Here is a 17,284-nt window from a genome sequence, read left to right on the forward strand (position 1 = left end):
TTAATCCTCTTAGTTTATTTTTGAAACAGATTTTCTAGGTTTTTAAATAAAAAGGATAGAGTTTTAAAATGAAGAAAGTTGAAGTTGTAGCAGCAATAATATATTATAAGAATGAAATTTTTTGTGTGCAAAGACCCAAAAACAAGCTAAGTTATATTTCAGAAAAATTTGAGTTTCCTGGAGGAAAAATTGAAAAAGGAGAATCAAAAGAAGAAGCTTTACGAAGAGAACTTATTGAGGAATTAAATTTTTATCCAATTAAGATTGATAATTTATTTGAAACTGTTATTCATGAATATCCTGATTTTGAATTAACAATGCATAGTTTCAAATGTTATTCTGAGACAAAGAATATTCGATTGAATGAGCATATTTCTTCTGAATGGTTAACTGTGAAAAACTTAGAAAAACTTGATTGGGCAGAAGCAGACATTCCAATAGTTAATAGATTAATTGAGAATGAATAAATTATTTAATGATAATTTTAAAGATAGTTTACTAACAGGATTCATCGACAAATCATTAGATTCTGATGCCCTTTATCAACCGGAGTTACTAGTAAACAGAAAAATTCCTCGAAAGAAAGTTCTATCAACAATTATTAAAGAATTAGAAAACTGCGAGAGCTTTTTTATATCTGTTGCTTTTGTTACAACAAGTGGTGTTGCCACTTTAATAAATACTCTTAAAACCCTTGAAGAAAAAGGAGTTAAAGGAAAAATTCTTGTTTCTCAATATCTAAATTTCACACAGCCGGAAGCCCTAAAAAGACTTTCACAATTTTCAAACATTGAATTAAAAATAATAACTAAAGAAAACTCACATTCGAAAGGTTACATTTTTAAACACTCTGAATACTACAATTTAATTATAGGAAGTAGCAACTTAACTTCCTCTGCTTTATCTACCAATAAAGAATGGAATATGAAGGTTTCTGCAAGAAACTCAAGTTCTATAGTAGATAAAGTGATTAATGAATTTCAAGATGATTTTAAGATAGGTGAAATTGTAAATGAAACTTATATTGAAAAATATGAAGAAATTTACAAAAAGCAATTTCTAGTTCACAAAAAAACCGAAGAAGAATTATCTGAAAAACTTAATGTAGAAATTGCGCCGAACTCAATGCAAATAGAAGCATTAGGAAACCTAGAAAACTTAAGAAAAGATGAAAACAACAAAGCTTTAATAATTTCTGCAACAGGAACAGGTAAAACATATTTAGCTGCTTTCGACGCTAAAGCTTTCAATCCTAAAAAACTATTATTTGTAGTACATAGATTAAACATTGCAAAAAAAGCAATGGAAACCTTTACAACTATTTTTGGAAAGTCTAAAACCATGGGCTTATATTCTGGAAACCAAAGAGAACTAGATAAGGATTTTGTATTTTCTACTGTTCAAACAATTTCAAAATCAAATCATTTAGAACAATTTGATAAAGATTTTTTCGATTATATTATTATCGATGAGTCTCATCGTTCAGGAGCAGATTCGTATATAAGACTAATAGAATATTTCAATCCAAGCTTTCTTCTTGGTATGACTGCAACACCTGATAGAACAGACGCCAAAGACATTTACAGTTTGTTTGACCATAATATAGCTTATGAGATTAGACTTAATAAAGCTATGGAAGAGAATATGCTTATTCCTTTTCATTACTATGGCGTAACTGATTTATCAGTTAATGATGAAATCCTCGAAAATGAATCAGATTTCAGACTTTTAACGGCTGATGAAAGAGTCAATAAAATTATTTCTAAAATTGAGTTTTATGGTTCTGATAATGGAATAACAAGGGGTTTGATTTTTTGTTCCAAAAAAAATGAAGCTAAAGAATTATCAGAGAAATTTAATCAAAGAGGTTACAAAACAGTTGCTCTAACTGGAGATAGTTCTGAAGACGATAGAACAAAAGCCATAGAACTATTAGAAAGTGAAGATTTATCTATAAAATTAGATTACATATTTACTGTTGATATTTTTAATGAGGGAATTGATATACCAAAAATAAATCAGGTCATAATGATTCGCCCAACCCAATCTGCAATAATATTTATACAGCAATTAGGGAGAGGATTAAGAAAGACAAACAACAAATATTATTTAACTATTATTGATTTTATTGGTAACTATAAAAACAATTATTTAATACCAATAGCTTTGTATGGTGACACCTCATTCAATAAAGACAAAATAAGAAAGTTGATTTCAGAAGGTAGTACTATGATTCCAGGTGAGTCAACAATTAATTTTGACGAAATTACTAAAGAAAGAATCTATGCTTCAATTGATTCTGCAAAAATGAAATTGTTAGCCGATTTAAAAATCGATTATAATAATTTAAAAAGTCGAATTGGACGTATTCCGATGATGATGGACTTTGTTATAAATGATTCAAGAGACCCATATTTATATGTTAATCACTCAAAGTCATATTTTAACTTTTTAAGTAAAACCGAAAAGGATTTCGGTTCAACTTTAAGTGAAATACAAATAAAACTTTTAGAATTATTTTCAAAAGAAATAAATAATTCTAAAAGAGTAGAAGAATCAATTATACTTAAAGAAACAATAGCTTCTGGGGTCTATAACGTTAAAACACTAAAAACTGAAATTAGAGATAAATACAACTATAATATATCAGAAGCGACTATTAATTCATGTGTTTCTAATATTAATTTTGAGTTTATCAGAGAGAAAAAAGATGGAAAATTGGTATCTGTTAAAGATATTTATAATTTGAACATTCTGAAATTAGAAAATAACATATTCTCATTAAAAAATGAATTTAAAACACTTTTAAACGATTCTAATTTCAAATATTTTTTATTAGATACAATAGAATATTCAATTTATAATTTCAACAAAAACTTTGACACGAACAAATGGAATAATGGATTTCATTTATATAGAAAGTACTCGAGAAAAGATGTTTTTAGGATTTTAAATTTTTCTGAAAATCCAGTTGCTCAAAATGTGGGTGGCTACTTAGTGAGTCCCGATAATAAATATTGTCCAATATTCGTGAATTATCATAAAGAAGAAGATATCTCTGAATCTACTAAATATGAAGACGAATTTGTGAATCAGAAGGAATTCGATTGGATGTCAAAATCCAACAGAAAAACAGAAAGTAAAGATGTCCAATCTATCCTAGGTAATAATGGTGCAATTCGACTTCCTCTTTTTATCAAGAAGAATAACGATGAAGGCACTGACTTCTACTTTATGGGGGATATTAAACCTCAAAAAAAGAGCGTTGAACAAACAGAAATGAATAGTGATAGTGGGAAAAAAGTTTCTGTAGTCAAAATTCGTTTTGATTTAGAAAACCCAGTACCTGATTCTATGTATAAATATTTGGAAGAAAATCCAGGTTCAAAAATTAAAAAAGCAGTCATCCCAAAGCTAACAGAAAACAATGCTATTCAACTTGAAATGGATATTCCAGAAACCATAATAGAATCTAATCACACAATTCCATTATACAATTTTCATGCAGCAGCAGGTGATTTTAGTATAATGCAGAATGAAAAAGAATACAACCTAATTCCTGTACAAGAAAGATATTCTTCTGATGATTATTTCGCATGTAGAGTAATAGGCGAGTCAATGAATAAGACTATTCCAAATAACTCAATATGTATATTCAAAAAAAATGTAACAGGCTCTCGTAGTGGAAAAATTTTATTAATAGAAAATAGAGATTATTTTGACCCTGATTTCAATTCCTCTTTTACTGTAAAAACCTATTCAAGTGAAAAAACAATCACAGAGGAAAGCTATCGTCATAATTCAATCATACTTAAACCGAATTCCTATGATAAAAGTTTTAAAAACATAATTCTTGATGAAGAGAGCTCTAAAGAAATGAGAGTAATCGGAGAATTTGTAAAGGTTTTAAATGAATAACAAAAAACAAAGCCCCTCAATCCAGTCAAAATAAATATTTATCAAGTCATTCAACAATGAACTTTATCCATAATTTGTTCTTAAAAAGATAAATTTATGATCATTACAAAAGTATTAGGACTTACAAGTACATTAACAAAGAGTAAAAAAGCTAAAATTGCAATTCTACTTATAGAAGTGGCTGTGTTAGCACATGCTGTAGCCACAAGAAAAGGGAAAACTCATAAAAAATTAAAAAAGTAGAACGCTAGGCTTTAGTTTTTCCTAGCATCTAAATACTCCTTACACTTAATCGCAGGGTTTGTTTCTCGGTTAATAAAGGCATGCGTAGAGCTGCTTATAATCAAAATAGCAGCAGCAACTCCTGCAGTATAAGCTACAATGGTATTGGCGTCGCTATTAGCTACATAAATAGCAATTAAAGCCCAAGCACCAACAAGTGCAAACTCGCGCATGTTTCGTTTCCAGGTTACCATTAAGTTTATTATGGTCGCAATACCTATTAATGCGATAGTCCAAAATGTTGGCGATAAACCGAAACCATCCCAATTGTATTTTACTAAAACGGCCGATACGTTTGCAATACTAGCCACGGTAATCCAGCCACTATAAATTACAAAGGGCCACCATAAAAACAGAATAACAGAAATTGGCTCGTCTACCAATTCCATGCTGTTTTTAAGCACAATTTGTAATAACGCAAATAGAATGATAAAGATAAATATGGAAGATATTAAGGTGTAACCGTAAATCCAGGTTACAATCCAAGCACAATTAGCAATGCAAGAGATTAGAAACCACCAACCTGTTTTTAAAATAAAATCGTCGTTTCTAACTTTTACAAATAGACTGCGACCTTGGTAAACAATAAACCCTAACAAGAGTAAATAGATTATTCCCCAAATGGAAAACGCATAACCTGCGGGAGTAAATAAGGTGTTATAATCTTTAGAAACTTCTCCTATGGTGGTGTTATTTAATAAACCTGTGTTAGACAAATAGTTCATTACAATAACACACACAAAAGCGACTCCGTTAATTATTTGTAATTGTTTTTTCATTGTAATAATATAACAAAAATAAAACGATTAGGAAATACTGTGTGCATAAATTCTACGGTTTCTAAACCAATAAATTAACGACGCTTCTTCTTACTTTTAAACTTCGCTTTGTTTTTACGCTTATTAAACGGCACAGCATCATCAAAGGTATGTTTAGCATCACCAGTTGGTGTGTTTTTACGCCACTTCTCTGTTTTTTCGGGTAGTAACACTTTTAGTAAATCTTGACGCCCTAATTTGTTTAAAGTCTTTTTAATCCAGTCTTTATTTTCATCTTTATACCAGAAGAAAAAACGGTGTTGTTCGTCTTTCTCTTTTCTAGTAATAGGCGTATTTACTTTTTTAAGCGTGTATGGATGGTAACCACTGTAATAAATTACCGTAGCCACCGTCATTGGTGTTGGAGTAAACCCTTGTACTTGCTCTAACTGGAAACCCATATCTTTAGTTTCGGCAGCTAGGTTTGCCATATCTTCTACTTCACAAGCCGGATGATTCGATATAAAATAAGGGATTAACTGAAGTTTTAAACCTTTAGCAATATTAATTTTATCGAAACGCTCTTTAAACTTATGGAAATAAGAAAACGATGGTTTACGCATTAGTTTCAATACCGGATCACTAGTATGTTCTGGCGCTACTTTAAGTCGTCCGGAAACATGCTTCGTCATCACCTCTTCAGTATAATCATCTAACTCCTTCGGGTCGGCATTTTTATTAAATTCTGGTACCAACATATCGTGGCGAATTCCCGAACCAATAAATGATTTTTTTACTTTCGGATGACTATCAACAGCCTGATACAATTCGGTTAAAGGCTTGTGAGACGTATCTAAATTGCTACAAATTACTGGCGAAATACAACTAGGCGCCACACACTTGTCGCAAATAGATTGCACTTTCCCTTTCATTTGATACATGTTGGCACTTGGCCCACCAATATCAGACAAATACCCTTTAAAATCTGGCATATTAGCCACCGTATCTACTTCTTTTAAAATAGACTCTTTACTACGCGATGCAATAAATTTTCCTTGGTGTGCCGATATGGTACAGAAACTACAGCCTCCAAAACATCCACGGTGAATGTTAATGGAAAACTTTATCATTTCGAAAGCCGGAATAGGCCCACGTTTATTATATTTTGGATGTGGTAATCGTGTATATGGATAATCGAAAGAGGCATCAATCTCACTTTCCGTCATGGTTGGATATGGCGGATTAATCATCAAAGTTTTATCTCCAATTTTCTGAAAAATACGTCGCGCTGCCAATTTGTTAGACTCCTGCTCTATCACTTTAAAGTTAGATGCGTATTTTTTCTTATCCTTTAAACAAACCTCGTGCGAGGCTATTTCAACATCTTCCCAATTACTGTTTTTTGGTATTTTTTCACCTTCATCTAAAAGTACAGCCGTTTGTAATACCGTATTTATACTTTTAAAAGGCACACCTTTTTCTAACAAACGCACCACTTCGCGCAAAGGTTGTTCGCCCATACCGTAAACCAACATATCGGCTTTTGAAGTTTCTAAAATAGAAGGTAGTAACTTATCGCTCCAATAATCGTAATGTGTAACACGACGTAACGACGCCTCAATACCACCAATTAAAACTGGAGTATCTGGCCATTTTTCCTTTAAAATTTTAGAATAAACGGTTGTTGCGTAATCCGGACGAAACCCAATATCACCATTTGGTGTATAAGCATCCTTATCACGACGTTTTTTATTCGCGTTATAATTGCTAATCATGGGGTCCATACAACCACCTGTAACACCAAAAAACATTTTTGGTTGTCCCATTTTTACAAAATCCTGAAGATTATCGTTTACATTGGGTTGCGGTACAATAGCGACACGCAAACCAAAACTCTCTAGCATACGCCCAATAACTGCAGGCCCAAAAGTTGGATGATCTACATAAGCATCGCCACTAAATAAGATAACGTCTAGCGCTTCCCATCCGCGTATTTTCACCTCTTTGTTTGTGGTAGGTAACCAATCCGAAAGTTTTAAATCTTGCATAACGCTGCAAAAATAAGCAAAAATAGCCGCCTAAACATGATAACTCAATTAATTTGGGCGTTCCCCAAGGGTTGGGTGCTATTCGTTGGTTTGTATTGTGGATGTTGAACTTGCAGTTCTAGACATGAATTATAGCTTAAGCCTAAGTTGGCCTGCTTAAAACACATCAATTTAATCTATAAAGAAGACAACTCGTTACCAGCAGGTAGTGTTTTATTAAAATCTTTTACTGCTCCTGTATCATAAATCATCTCCTCGCTACGATCTAAGTATACGGCGTAAACAACTAACGTGTTTTTCTTTCCGATACGTGTTGTTAAATCTAGCTCGTTTTTTCTAATTAAAGCATCTTTACGTTTTTCTGTAAACACATTGTATTTACTAGAACTATACTTAAATGCTACGGTAGATTCTACACGATAAAACTTAATTTTTTTATCTTTAACTTCTACTGGAGCTTCAGGAACTTCAACAACTTCTTCTACCGTTGGCTTTTTTTCTTGAAGCACAGCAACTTCTGCCGCTTCGGTAGTTTCGTAATTTTCGCTTGAACTTAAACCTACAATATCTAAATTGAACACTTTAACATCGCCATTTACATAAACCATTGCCGTATATACACCTGTTTTAACTTGGTCTAAATCGATGGCAATACTTTTTGCTTGGTTTTGATATACGCGTTGTTCTGAAGTTTCTTTATTATACAAAAGCACCTTATTGATAACGTATTTAGAATCTCTTAAACCTAATGTATTATCTGTAATAGTTTGCCCTAAATTTAAAGAGGCGTGTATGTTGGGTTGCAGTTTACTTTGTGCATTTAAACCGAATGTAAATAGCGCAAAAGCGATTAATATTTTGTTCATAACGTTAAGTTTCTGGTTGAACTTCCTTTTAAATTCTTAGATCTTGAGGGGGATTATCTTAATCTTTAAACCATAACATGCTGTCAAATTATTGAATTAAGAGTATTACCACCTAATCGTTGCAGATATGCTATAATTATACTGCAAAGATAATTTGAAAAGGAAACTTGAAAAAATGGTTTAGAAGTAAAACCTTTTTTTTTAGATGAAGCAATAAAAAATTAGGTTAATCGACTTAAAAGACAAGAAAACTGAATTTTGCCTTTAGACGAAATAACTATAAAATAAGATAAACAGAACTACAAATCGATAGCTTTTAGGCTTTCTATCCTGTTTCTAACCAAGAAATCGTCAATTGTTTCAAAATGTTCAATAACACGTTTTTCTTTAAATTCGAATACTTTGTTTGATAACCCTTGTAGAAAATCTCTATCATGCGACACCAGAATAAGCGTGCCATCAAAATCTTGTAATGCTTCTTTTAAAACATCTTTCGATTTTAAATCTAAGTGATTTGTAGGTTCATCGAGAATAAGCAAGTTAACCGGTTCTAGCAAAAGTTTCACCATGGCTAATCTTGTTTTTTCGCCACCAGAAAGCACACTTACTTTTTTATCGATATCATCGCCTTTAAACATAAAACGACCTAAAATATTTTTAATTTGTGTACGCACATCGCCTTTAGCGACCTCGTCTACGGTTTGAAAAATGGTTAATTCTTCGTCTAACAAAGCGGCTTGGTTTTGGGCAAAGTACCCAACCTTTACATTATGCCCTAAGCTACATTCACCTTCTACATCAATTTCGCCTAAAATAGCTTTAATCATGGTAGATTTACCTTCACCATTTCGACCTACAAAACATACTTTTTCACCACGTGCAATAGACATATTAGCATTATTAAATACCACATGCTCGCCGTAAGATTTTGAAACATCTTTAACCGTAACCGGATAATCGCCAGAACGCTGCGTTTTTGGAAAACGTAATTTTAAAGCCGATGTATCAATATCATCCACTTCAATAATTTCTAATTTTTCCAACATACGCTCACGCGATGTTACTTGATTGGTTTTAGAAAACGTACCCTTAAAACGATCTATAAACGCTTGGTTATCGGCAATAAAACGTTGTTGTTCTTGGTAAGCCTTTATTTGATGTGCACGCCTATCTTCTCGCAATTGCAAGTAATGTGTGTAGTTGGCTTTATAATCGTAAATGCGCCCCATAGTGACTTCTATGGTGCGGTTTGTAATATTATCAATAAAGGCTTTATCGTGAGATATAACAACTACGGCTTTAGCTTTGTTCAGTAAAAAATCTTCTAACCAAATTACAGATTCGATATCGATGTGGTTGGTAGGCTCATCTAACAATATAAGGTCCGGTTTCTGTAATAAAATTTTAGCCAATTCTATACGCATACGCCATCCACCACTAAATTCGTTGGTGTTTCTGGTAAAATCTTCCTGCTTAAAACCTAAACCTTTTAATGCTTTTTCAACTTCAGCATCATAATTTACATCTTCTAGAGCATAATATTTTTCACCTAAATCGGATACACGCTCAATAATTTTCATGTACTCGTCCGATTCGTAATCTGTACGTGTTTCCAATTGTTTATTTAAACCTTCCATTTCGTCACGCATGGTGTACACGTGGCTAAACGCTTTAGAAGCTTCATCGAAAACGGTAGTGTCATCTTCAGTTAATAAATGCTGTGGTAAATAAGCAATAATAGCTTCTTTTGGGCAACGTACATGTCCGCGAGTAGATTTCTGCACACCAGCAATAATTTTCATCATGGTTGATTTTCCAGCACCATTTTTCCCCATTAAGGCAATTTTATCATTTTCATTAATAGTAAACGATACATCACTAAACAGCGTGGTTCCACTAAATTCTACGGCTAAATTATCAACTGAAATCATATTATATGTATAAGAATGCGCAAAACTAACAAAAGAGATTCATTAGAAAACATAATAATTTCAAAATTTATTGAATTAAAGCCCTTCACCTAACAACATAAAAACAAATGATTTACACAAAAAAACATTCTAAAAACTTACAAACGTAAAATAAAACTTAACATATACTTTGTAATGAATAGTTATTCAAATCGTCCTATAATCCCAATAATCAAAAAAAAAGAATGCTATGAAAACTAAATTATTTTTAACTTTAATTACCGTGTTCAGTATTGCGATACAAAACACACAAGCTCAAATTAACCCTGACGGATTTTTTAACAAAAAAGGAGAAGCAAACATTGCTGTTTCTTACACCTTTGCTACTTATGAGAAATTCTATTTAGGCCTTGATGAAGTAGATGCTGTACCTGCACACAACCAAATTGACCAGAACATATACAATGTATATGCTAATTATGGTATTACAGATAACCTTACTGTAATTGCAAACCTACCTTATATTGACTCTGAAGGACAAGGCGTTGCAGATCCTGTAAACGGGACTACAGAACAATCTAACCTACAAGATGTAAGCTTATTGGTAAAATGGGCACCATTTGTAACACAACATAAAAATGGTACAACTACATTTGTTGTAGCAGTAGGAGGATCTTATGCTTTTGATTACGAACCTACAGGAATACTTTCTCTCGGTAACGGTGCGTCGTCTATTGACACAAAATTAGGTTTACAATATAATAACAACTCTGGTTTCTTCGGAAATGCATTTGTTGGTCACTCTATGAGAGGAGAAGCTGATAATAATTTAGGCTTAGGTGATGGTGCTAAATTTGATGTACCAAATAGTGTTAACGCACAAATTAAATTAGGATACGCAGGAAAATCATTTTATGCAGATGCTTGGTTTGATGCTCAAAAAAGTAATGGCAGCTTAGATATTAACTCGCCAAACTTTGCTGGTAACTTCCCTGAAACTAAAGTAAGTTTTTCTAGAGTTGGTTTAAACCTTTATGCTCCAATTACTAAAACTATTGGTGTTAGTCTTGGTTCTGGTACTGTAGTTAGCGGTAGAAACATTGGTAAAGGCACTTACTATTCTGGTGGACTTATAATAGGTTTAGGTAAATAAACTTAAAGTACGCTTCAATTAAAAAAGCCAGATAAAACATACTTATCTGGCTTTTTTAGTTAACAAATATTACCATAGGTTAAACCCCTAAATATCAATACTTTTAATTTTATTAAAAGAATATAACCACACTATTTGGTAATCAAATATATAATCGTAAATTTGCAAACTCTTTTTAAGAGAGGAATGTTTAATAAAAATAAATTAAAAACGTGGACACATTAAGCTACAAAACGATTTCAGCTAACAAAGCAACTGCAGATAAGCAGTGGGTTTTAGTTGACGCTGAAGGACAAGCACTTGGTCGTTTAGCTTCTAAAGTTGCAAAACTTTTAAGAGGTAAACACAAGCCAAACTTCACACCTCACGTTGATTGTGGTGATAACGTAATTGTTATCAACGCAGAAAAAATCAGTTTATCTGGTAACAAATGGAACGATAAAACGTACATTCGTCACACTGGGTATCCAGGAGGTCAAAGAAGTTTAACTGCTACAGAATTGTTTGGAAAAGATCCTGCAAGAGTAGTAGAAAAATCAGTTAAAGGAATGCTACCTAAAAACAAATTAGGTGCTGAGTTATTCCGTAATCTTACCGTTGTTGTTGGAACAGCTCATAAACATGAAGCTCAAAAACCAGCTGTAATTAATCTAGAAGAATTTAAATAACATGGAAGTAATTCACAAAATTGGCCGTAGAAAGACGGCTGTTGCTCGTGCTTATGTTTCTACAGGAACAGGAAACATTACGATTAATAAAAAAGACTTAACTAACTATTTCCCTACAGCGACTTTACAGTACAAGGTAAATCAGCCTTTAGTTTTGACTAACAATGACAGCAACTTTGATATTACAGTAAATGTATATGGAGGTGGTATTACTGGACAAGCTGAGGCTGTTCGTTTAGCAATTTCTCGCGCAATGTGTGAGTTAGATGCTGAGAACAGATTAATCTTAAAGCCAGAAGGTTTATTAACTAGAGACCCTAGAATGGTTGAACGTAAGAAATTCGGTCAGAAAAAAGCGCGTAAGAAATTCCAATTCTCGAAACGTTAATATCCTGGACATGGTTCAGGATCTGTTTTTCAGATGCCTGGTATCATTTCAAACAAAATAAAAAAACAAGTTATTGTTGTCCTATTATATTTAAAACAAATAGGATTTAGTTTAGCATCTAAATGAAGCCAAAAGCGTAAAGCGAAATGGAACATTGCTAATTCAACAGAACGTAAACTATTATTACAAAATGGCAGTAGAAGTAAAAGAATTACTTGAAGCAGGTGTGCATTTCGGACACCTTACACGTAAGTGGGACCCAAACATGGCGCCTTACGTATATATGGAACGTAACGGTATCCATATTATCAACTTATACAAAACAGCAGCTAAAATTGATGAAGCTGGAGAAGCATTAGCAAAAATCGCTAACTCTGGTCGTAAAATTTTATTTGTTGCAACAAAAAAACAAGCTAAAGATATCGTTGCTGAAAAAGCGGGATCTATTAACATGCCTTACATCACTGAAAGATGGCCTGGTGGAATGTTAACTAACTTTGTTACTATTAGAAAAGCTGTTAAAAAAATGGCTACTATTGATAGAATGAAGAAAGATGGTACGTTTTTAACGTTATCTAAAAAAGAGCGTTTACAAGTAGATCGTTTAAGAGCTAAGTTAGAAAAAAACTTAGGTTCTATTACTGATATGACTCGTTTACCTGGAGCTTTATTTGTTGTAGATATTAAGCGTGAGCATATCGCGATTAAAGAAGCACAAAAATTAAACATTCCAATTTTTGCAATGGTTGATACAAACTCTGATCCACGCCAAGTGGATTACGTTATCCCTGCAAATGACGATGCTTCTAAATCGATTGATAAAATTTTATCTCACGTAACTTCTGCAATATCTGAAGGATTAGCTGAGCGTAAAGCTGATAAAGATGCTGCTGCATCTGCAAAAGAGGAAACTCCAAAAGCAAAAGCTGCACCAGCACCAAAAGCATCTGCTGAAGAAGAAGAATAAAATAACATTAACAAAACACAAATAAGTCGTTTAGTACTTTTCTTTGTTGAAAATATATTGAACGACTTTTTTAAATTCTAATAACTATGAGTACTACAGTAAAAATTACAGCCGCTGAAGTAAACAAATTAAGACAAGCTACTGGCGCAGGAATGATGGACTGCAAAAAAGCTTTAGTTGAAGCGGAAGGCGATTTCGATAAAGCAATCGAAGTTTTACGTAAAAAAGGACAAAAAGTAGCTGAAAAAAGAGCCGATAGAGACTCTTCTGAAGGTGCTGCTGTTTCTAAAATTAATGCAGACCAAACTGAAGGTGTTGCTATTGTTTTAGGTTGTGAAACTGATTTTGTTGGTAAAAACGAAAACTTTTTAGCTTTAGCTAACCAATTAGCTGATATTGCTTTAACAGTAGATTCTAAAGAAGCTTTTTTAGCTGCTGATTTTGGAGGAATGACTGTTGCTGACAAATTAATTGAGCAAACTGGTGTAATTGGTGAAAAACTAGATATTACTAGTTTTGAAAAATTACAAGCACCATTTGTTGGAACTTACGTTCACATCAACAAAATTGCTGCATTAGTTGGTTTATCTGCAAAAGTTGATAACGCTGATACTTTAGTTAAAGATGTAGCTATGCAAGTAGCTTCAATGGGAGCAAGCACATTATCTTACAAAGATTTTGATCCTGCTTTTGTAGCATCAGAAACTGAAGCAAGAATTGCTGTTATTGAAAAAGATAATATCGAGTTAGGTCGTTTAGGTAAAACACTTAAAAACGTACCTCAATTTATTTCTATGGCTCAATTAACTCCAGAAGTTTTAGCTAAAGCTGAAGAAGCTGCTAAAGAGGAATTAAAAGCTGAAGGAAAACCAGAACAAATCTGGGATAGAATTTTACCTGGTAAAATGGAGCGTTTCGTTTCTGACAACACAACATTAGACCAAGAAAAATGTTTATTAGATCAAAATTTCATTAAAGACGAAAAATCTAACGTTGCAAAATACGTTGCATCTTACGGCGAAGTTGAAATTACAGATTTCAAACGTGTATCTGTTGGATAATTAATTATTCAATTTTCGTTTACACGGAAATAAAACATAAAAACCACTACTCTTTTTTTTAGATGTAGTGGTTTTTTTATGCTTTAAATTGAACTCTGATCTATATCTCAACCGAAAAATTTAAAAAAATATACAATCTCATACCCGCCATTCCGAGGACAACGAGAATTCTCATAATAGAAACCAGTGATATTCATTTCCGTTTACACAAAAACTACTACAACATTATGCATGCATGACGATTACCTTTTAAATATTATTATTACTAATTAACCTTTACACATTAGCCATATAACTGTACTCGGCAAATACACGCGGGAGAGATAGAAACGGCATCCTTTTTAAAACAATTAAGTAGAAAACTACAACAAAAACAAAATTGCGGAGATAAAACCCATATATCTATCACGATCCTTATATTTTAAAAAGATATAGTGGATAGCTCGGTTTTTATTTTTCATAAAAACCCGCCCAAAACATTTTAAAGATATTTAAATTACCGTTTGGTATTCTGCGTAATAAATTCAAAAAAATAAAAAATTTATGTAGCTTTGCTAAACTTTTGTTTCCGCTTAAGCGAACATCTCATAATTCATAAAATGAAATATAAAAGAATACTTTTAAAACTTTCAGGCGAAGCCTTAATGGGTGAACGTCAATACGGTATAGACCCAGAACGTCTAGCCGAATACGCACAAGACATTAAAACCATTACAGACCAAGGCGTACAAGTAGCCGTAGTTATTGGAGGTGGAAACATTTTTAGAGGTGTTGCTGGAGCTAGTAAAGGTATGGATCGTGTTCAAGGTGATTACATGGGTATGCTAGCCACAGTAATTAACGGATTAGCTTTACAAGGTGCTTTGGAAGATGCCGATATACCAACAAGATTGCAAACTGCTATTAAAATAAACGAAGTAGCCGAACCTTTTATTAGAAGAAAAGCTATGCGCCACCTAGAAAAAGGGCGTGTTGTTATTTTTGGAGGTGGAACAGGAAATCCGTATTTTACAACAGATTCTGCAGCCGTTTTAAGAGCTATTGAAATAGAAGCCGATGTCATTTTAAAGGGAACACGTGTAGATGGTATTTACAATGTAGATCCTGAAAAAGACTCTAAAGCTGTAAAATTCGATAATATTACTTTTGATGATGTATTACGCAAAGGCCTAAAGGTAATGGATACAACTGCATTTACTTTAAGCCAAGAAAACAAATTACCAATTATTGTTTTCGATATGAATAAACCAGGTAATTTACTTAAAGTTGTTGCTGGTGAAAAAATAGGTACTGAAGTAAACCTTTAAAATTTGGCGCAATTTTTGAAATAGCAAAACCATATTAAAGTAAAAAACAATGGAAGACATTCAATTTATATTAGACAGCACACAAGAAGCAATGGATAACGCCCTTAAGCATCTTGAAAAACAATTTGTAAATATTAGAGCTGGTAAAGCTAGCCCTGCAATGCTAGGGAGCGTAATGGTTAACTATTACGGCTCACAAACACCAATTGGTCAAGTAGCCAATATAAACACACCAGATGGTAGAACTATAACGGTACAACCATGGGAGAAAAACATGCTACAAGAAATTGAGCGTGGTATTGCTTATGCAAACCTAGGTTTTAACCCAATGAATAATGGAGACGTTATTATTATAAACGTACCACCTTTAACAGAAGAGCGTCGTAGAGATTTAGCAAAACAAGCTAAAGCTGAGGCTGAAGATGCTAAAGTAAGTATCCGTACGGCTCGTAAAGATGCCAACAACGATATTAAGAAAAATGACGATGTATCGGAAGATTTAAAAAAGAATGCTGAAATAGACGTACAACAAATAACGGATAAGCACGTTAAAAAAGTGGATGAACTTTTCGAAGCAAAAGAAAAGGAAATCATGACTGTGTAATTATAGTTTTATTTCAGTTTAAAAAATATAAAGCGGCAAATTTGTCGCTTTTTTTATCACTTTACTCCTTTCTCTCTAGATGAAACATTGTATTCTGTTTTTATTTATTTTATTCTCGGTCGCACTAAATGCGCAAATAGAAAATGAAGGTACTACAGAACCCGCACAAGATTCTATTAAAAAGAAAGCCTTTGTAAAATCATTGGGTAACGGTTTTTTTCCAACAAAATATTTTAATTTTGATTTAAGATATTTAGTAAAATACAACCAATACGAAGGAGTAAGAACTGGTTTAGGTGCAGAAACTAACAAAGCTTTTTCAGAAAAATACCGAGCAAACACCTATCTTGTTTATGGTTTTAGAGATCGTAGATTTAAATACAGTTTAGGTGGTGGTTTTAGAGTATCGGAAGCCACAAATACTTGGATTAATTTATCTTACACCGATGATTTACAAGAAACAGGAAGCACTAAGTTTTTAACAGACAACCGTTTCTTTCAGTTTTTCGAACCGCGATTGCTTAACATCGATTTGTTTCATAAACACATTACCAAACTCATTTCGCTAGAGCATGAGTTTACACCAAAAATTGTAAGTGAAACGGAGTTTTCTATCAGTAAAATAGACCCAACCTATGCTTACGGCTTCAACCTTAACGGCGATGTTTACAATAACTTCGATATTAGTTCGGCAAAAACAGCATTACAATGGAGTCCGTTTAGTAAGTTCGAATCTACCAAAGACGGTGTAAAACAAACAAAAGACGGCTTCCCTAAATTTACGCTGCAATACACCAAAAGTTTTAAAAATATTATAAAAGGTGATTTCAACTTTTCGAAATTAGATTTTAGAAGCATTTACCAAATAGGAGACCCCAAGGCTGCACATTCTAGAATTACTGTAGTTTCTGGTATTTCTGGTGGCGATACACCATTAACTCATTTGTACCACGCCTACCCCAACAATATTACAAAAGAAACTATTTTGCAACGTTTTTCGGTTGCCGGTTTAAACAGTTTTGAAACCATGTTTTTTAACGAATTCTTTTCCGATAGGTTCGCTACTTTTCAATTTAAACATTACTTAACACCTTTTAATATTTCCGAACGTTACAAACCACAAATGGTATTAATAACACGTTATGCTATTGGAGACATGAATAACCCTGAACGCCACGAAGGTGTTCCTTTTGGCTCCTTAGAAAAAGGATATACGGAATCGGGTTTCGAACTTAATAAATTATTATTTGGTTTTGGTTTAAGCTTCACCTATCGCTATGGCGCCTACCACTTGCCCGAAATTGGTGACAATGTAGCTTTTAAGTTTACATTTAACGTCTCTTTATGAGGTAAT

General features: G+C 33.0%; 15 protein-coding genes. 11 read left to right on the forward strand and 4 right to left on the reverse strand.

The features are described from left to right. Positions 1-68 precede the first annotated feature (68 nt). The 3 genes from DFQ06_RS09080 to DFQ06_RS19415 all read left to right on the forward strand — a co-directional run bounded on the left by DFQ06_RS09080 (position 69) and on the right by DFQ06_RS19415 (position 4,161). A complete protein-coding gene (locus tag DFQ06_RS09080) occupies positions 69-467 on the forward strand; it encodes a (deoxy)nucleoside triphosphate pyrophosphohydrolase (protein ID WP_133967349.1) in 399 nt (132 codons plus the stop codon). After that, positions 460-3,918, forward strand: coding sequence for a DUF3427 domain-containing protein (locus tag DFQ06_RS09085; protein ID WP_133967351.1), 3,459 nt, complete (start codon positions 460-462; stop codon positions 3,916-3,918). The genes DFQ06_RS09080 and DFQ06_RS09085 overlap by 8 nt, the downstream gene beginning before the upstream one ends. A gap of 96 nt (positions 3,919-4,014) precedes the next feature. Next, positions 4,015-4,161 (forward strand): hypothetical protein, encoded by a 147-nt coding sequence (locus DFQ06_RS19415; RefSeq protein ID WP_159140056.1) that lies wholly within the window; start codon positions 4,015-4,017, stop codon positions 4,159-4,161. A gap of 11 nt (positions 4,162-4,172) precedes the next feature. On the opposite strand, the gene DFQ06_RS09090 is transcribed toward DFQ06_RS19415, so the two are convergent. The 4 genes from DFQ06_RS09090 to DFQ06_RS09105 all read right to left on the reverse strand — a co-directional run bounded on the left by DFQ06_RS09090 (position 4,173) and on the right by DFQ06_RS09105 (position 9,803). Further along, the gene (locus DFQ06_RS09090; protein ID WP_133967353.1) at positions 4,173-4,979 is read right to left on the reverse strand and encodes a tryptophan-rich sensory protein; all 807 of its coding nucleotides are present in this window, start codon (positions 4,977-4,979) and stop codon (positions 4,173-4,175) included. A gap of 74 nt (positions 4,980-5,053) precedes the next feature. After that, a complete protein-coding gene (locus DFQ06_RS09095; RefSeq protein ID WP_074936967.1) occupies positions 5,054-7,006 on the reverse strand; it encodes a YgiQ family radical SAM protein in 1,953 nt (650 codons plus the stop codon). A 176-nt stretch (positions 7,007-7,182) separates the two neighbouring features. Beyond that, on the reverse strand, positions 7,183-7,872 hold the full coding sequence (locus tag DFQ06_RS09100; protein WP_133967355.1) for a hypothetical protein: 690 nt from the start codon (positions 7,870-7,872) through the stop codon (positions 7,183-7,185). Positions 7,873-8,171: 299 nt separating this feature from the next. Next, the gene (locus DFQ06_RS09105; protein WP_133967357.1) at positions 8,172-9,803 is read right to left on the reverse strand and encodes an ABC-F family ATP-binding cassette domain-containing protein; all 1,632 of its coding nucleotides are present in this window, start codon (positions 9,801-9,803) and stop codon (positions 8,172-8,174) included. A gap of 229 nt (positions 9,804-10,032) precedes the next feature. Here DFQ06_RS09105 and DFQ06_RS09110 point away from each other — a divergent pair, with 229 nt between their 5' ends. The 8 genes from DFQ06_RS09110 (at position 10,033) to DFQ06_RS09145 (ending at position 17,278) form a co-directional block, all read left to right on the forward strand. Further along, positions 10,033-10,935 (forward strand): hypothetical protein, encoded by a 903-nt coding sequence (locus DFQ06_RS09110; protein WP_133967359.1) that lies wholly within the window; start codon positions 10,033-10,035, stop codon positions 10,933-10,935. Between the two features lie 212 nt (positions 10,936-11,147). Next, entirely contained in the window at positions 11,148-11,603 is a 456-nt protein-coding gene (rplM, locus tag DFQ06_RS09115; RefSeq protein ID WP_042496570.1) for a 50S ribosomal protein L13, read from the forward strand. A 1-nt stretch (position 11,604) separates the two neighbouring features. Continuing rightward, positions 11,605-11,991, forward strand: coding sequence for a 30S ribosomal protein S9 (gene rpsI / locus DFQ06_RS09120; RefSeq protein WP_042496568.1), 387 nt, complete (start codon positions 11,605-11,607; stop codon positions 11,989-11,991). Between the two features lie 190 nt (positions 11,992-12,181). After that, positions 12,182-12,958, forward strand: coding sequence for a 30S ribosomal protein S2 (gene rpsB / locus DFQ06_RS09125; protein WP_042496565.1), 777 nt, complete (start codon positions 12,182-12,184; stop codon positions 12,956-12,958). An 86-nt stretch (positions 12,959-13,044) separates the two neighbouring features. Continuing rightward, the gene (gene tsf / locus DFQ06_RS09130; RefSeq protein WP_042496562.1) at positions 13,045-14,019 is read left to right on the forward strand and encodes a translation elongation factor Ts; all 975 of its coding nucleotides are present in this window, start codon (positions 13,045-13,047) and stop codon (positions 14,017-14,019) included. A 599-nt stretch (positions 14,020-14,618) separates the two neighbouring features. After that, a complete protein-coding gene (pyrH, locus tag DFQ06_RS09135) occupies positions 14,619-15,326 on the forward strand; it encodes a UMP kinase (protein ID WP_042502563.1) in 708 nt (235 codons plus the stop codon). 49 nt (positions 15,327-15,375) lie between these two features. After that, entirely contained in the window at positions 15,376-15,930 is a 555-nt protein-coding gene (gene frr / locus DFQ06_RS09140) for a ribosome recycling factor (protein WP_042496558.1), read from the forward strand. A 79-nt stretch (positions 15,931-16,009) separates the two neighbouring features. Continuing rightward, complete coding sequence (locus DFQ06_RS09145) at positions 16,010-17,278, forward strand: hypothetical protein (RefSeq protein WP_133967361.1); 1,269 nt, start codon at positions 16,010-16,012, stop codon at positions 17,276-17,278. Positions 17,279-17,284: the final 6 nt, after the last annotated feature.

The sequence above is a fragment of the Algibacter lectus genome, from assembly GCF_004368925.1.
In the GTDB taxonomy this organism is placed as follows: Bacteria; Bacteroidota; Bacteroidia; order Flavobacteriales; family Flavobacteriaceae; genus Algibacter; species Algibacter lectus.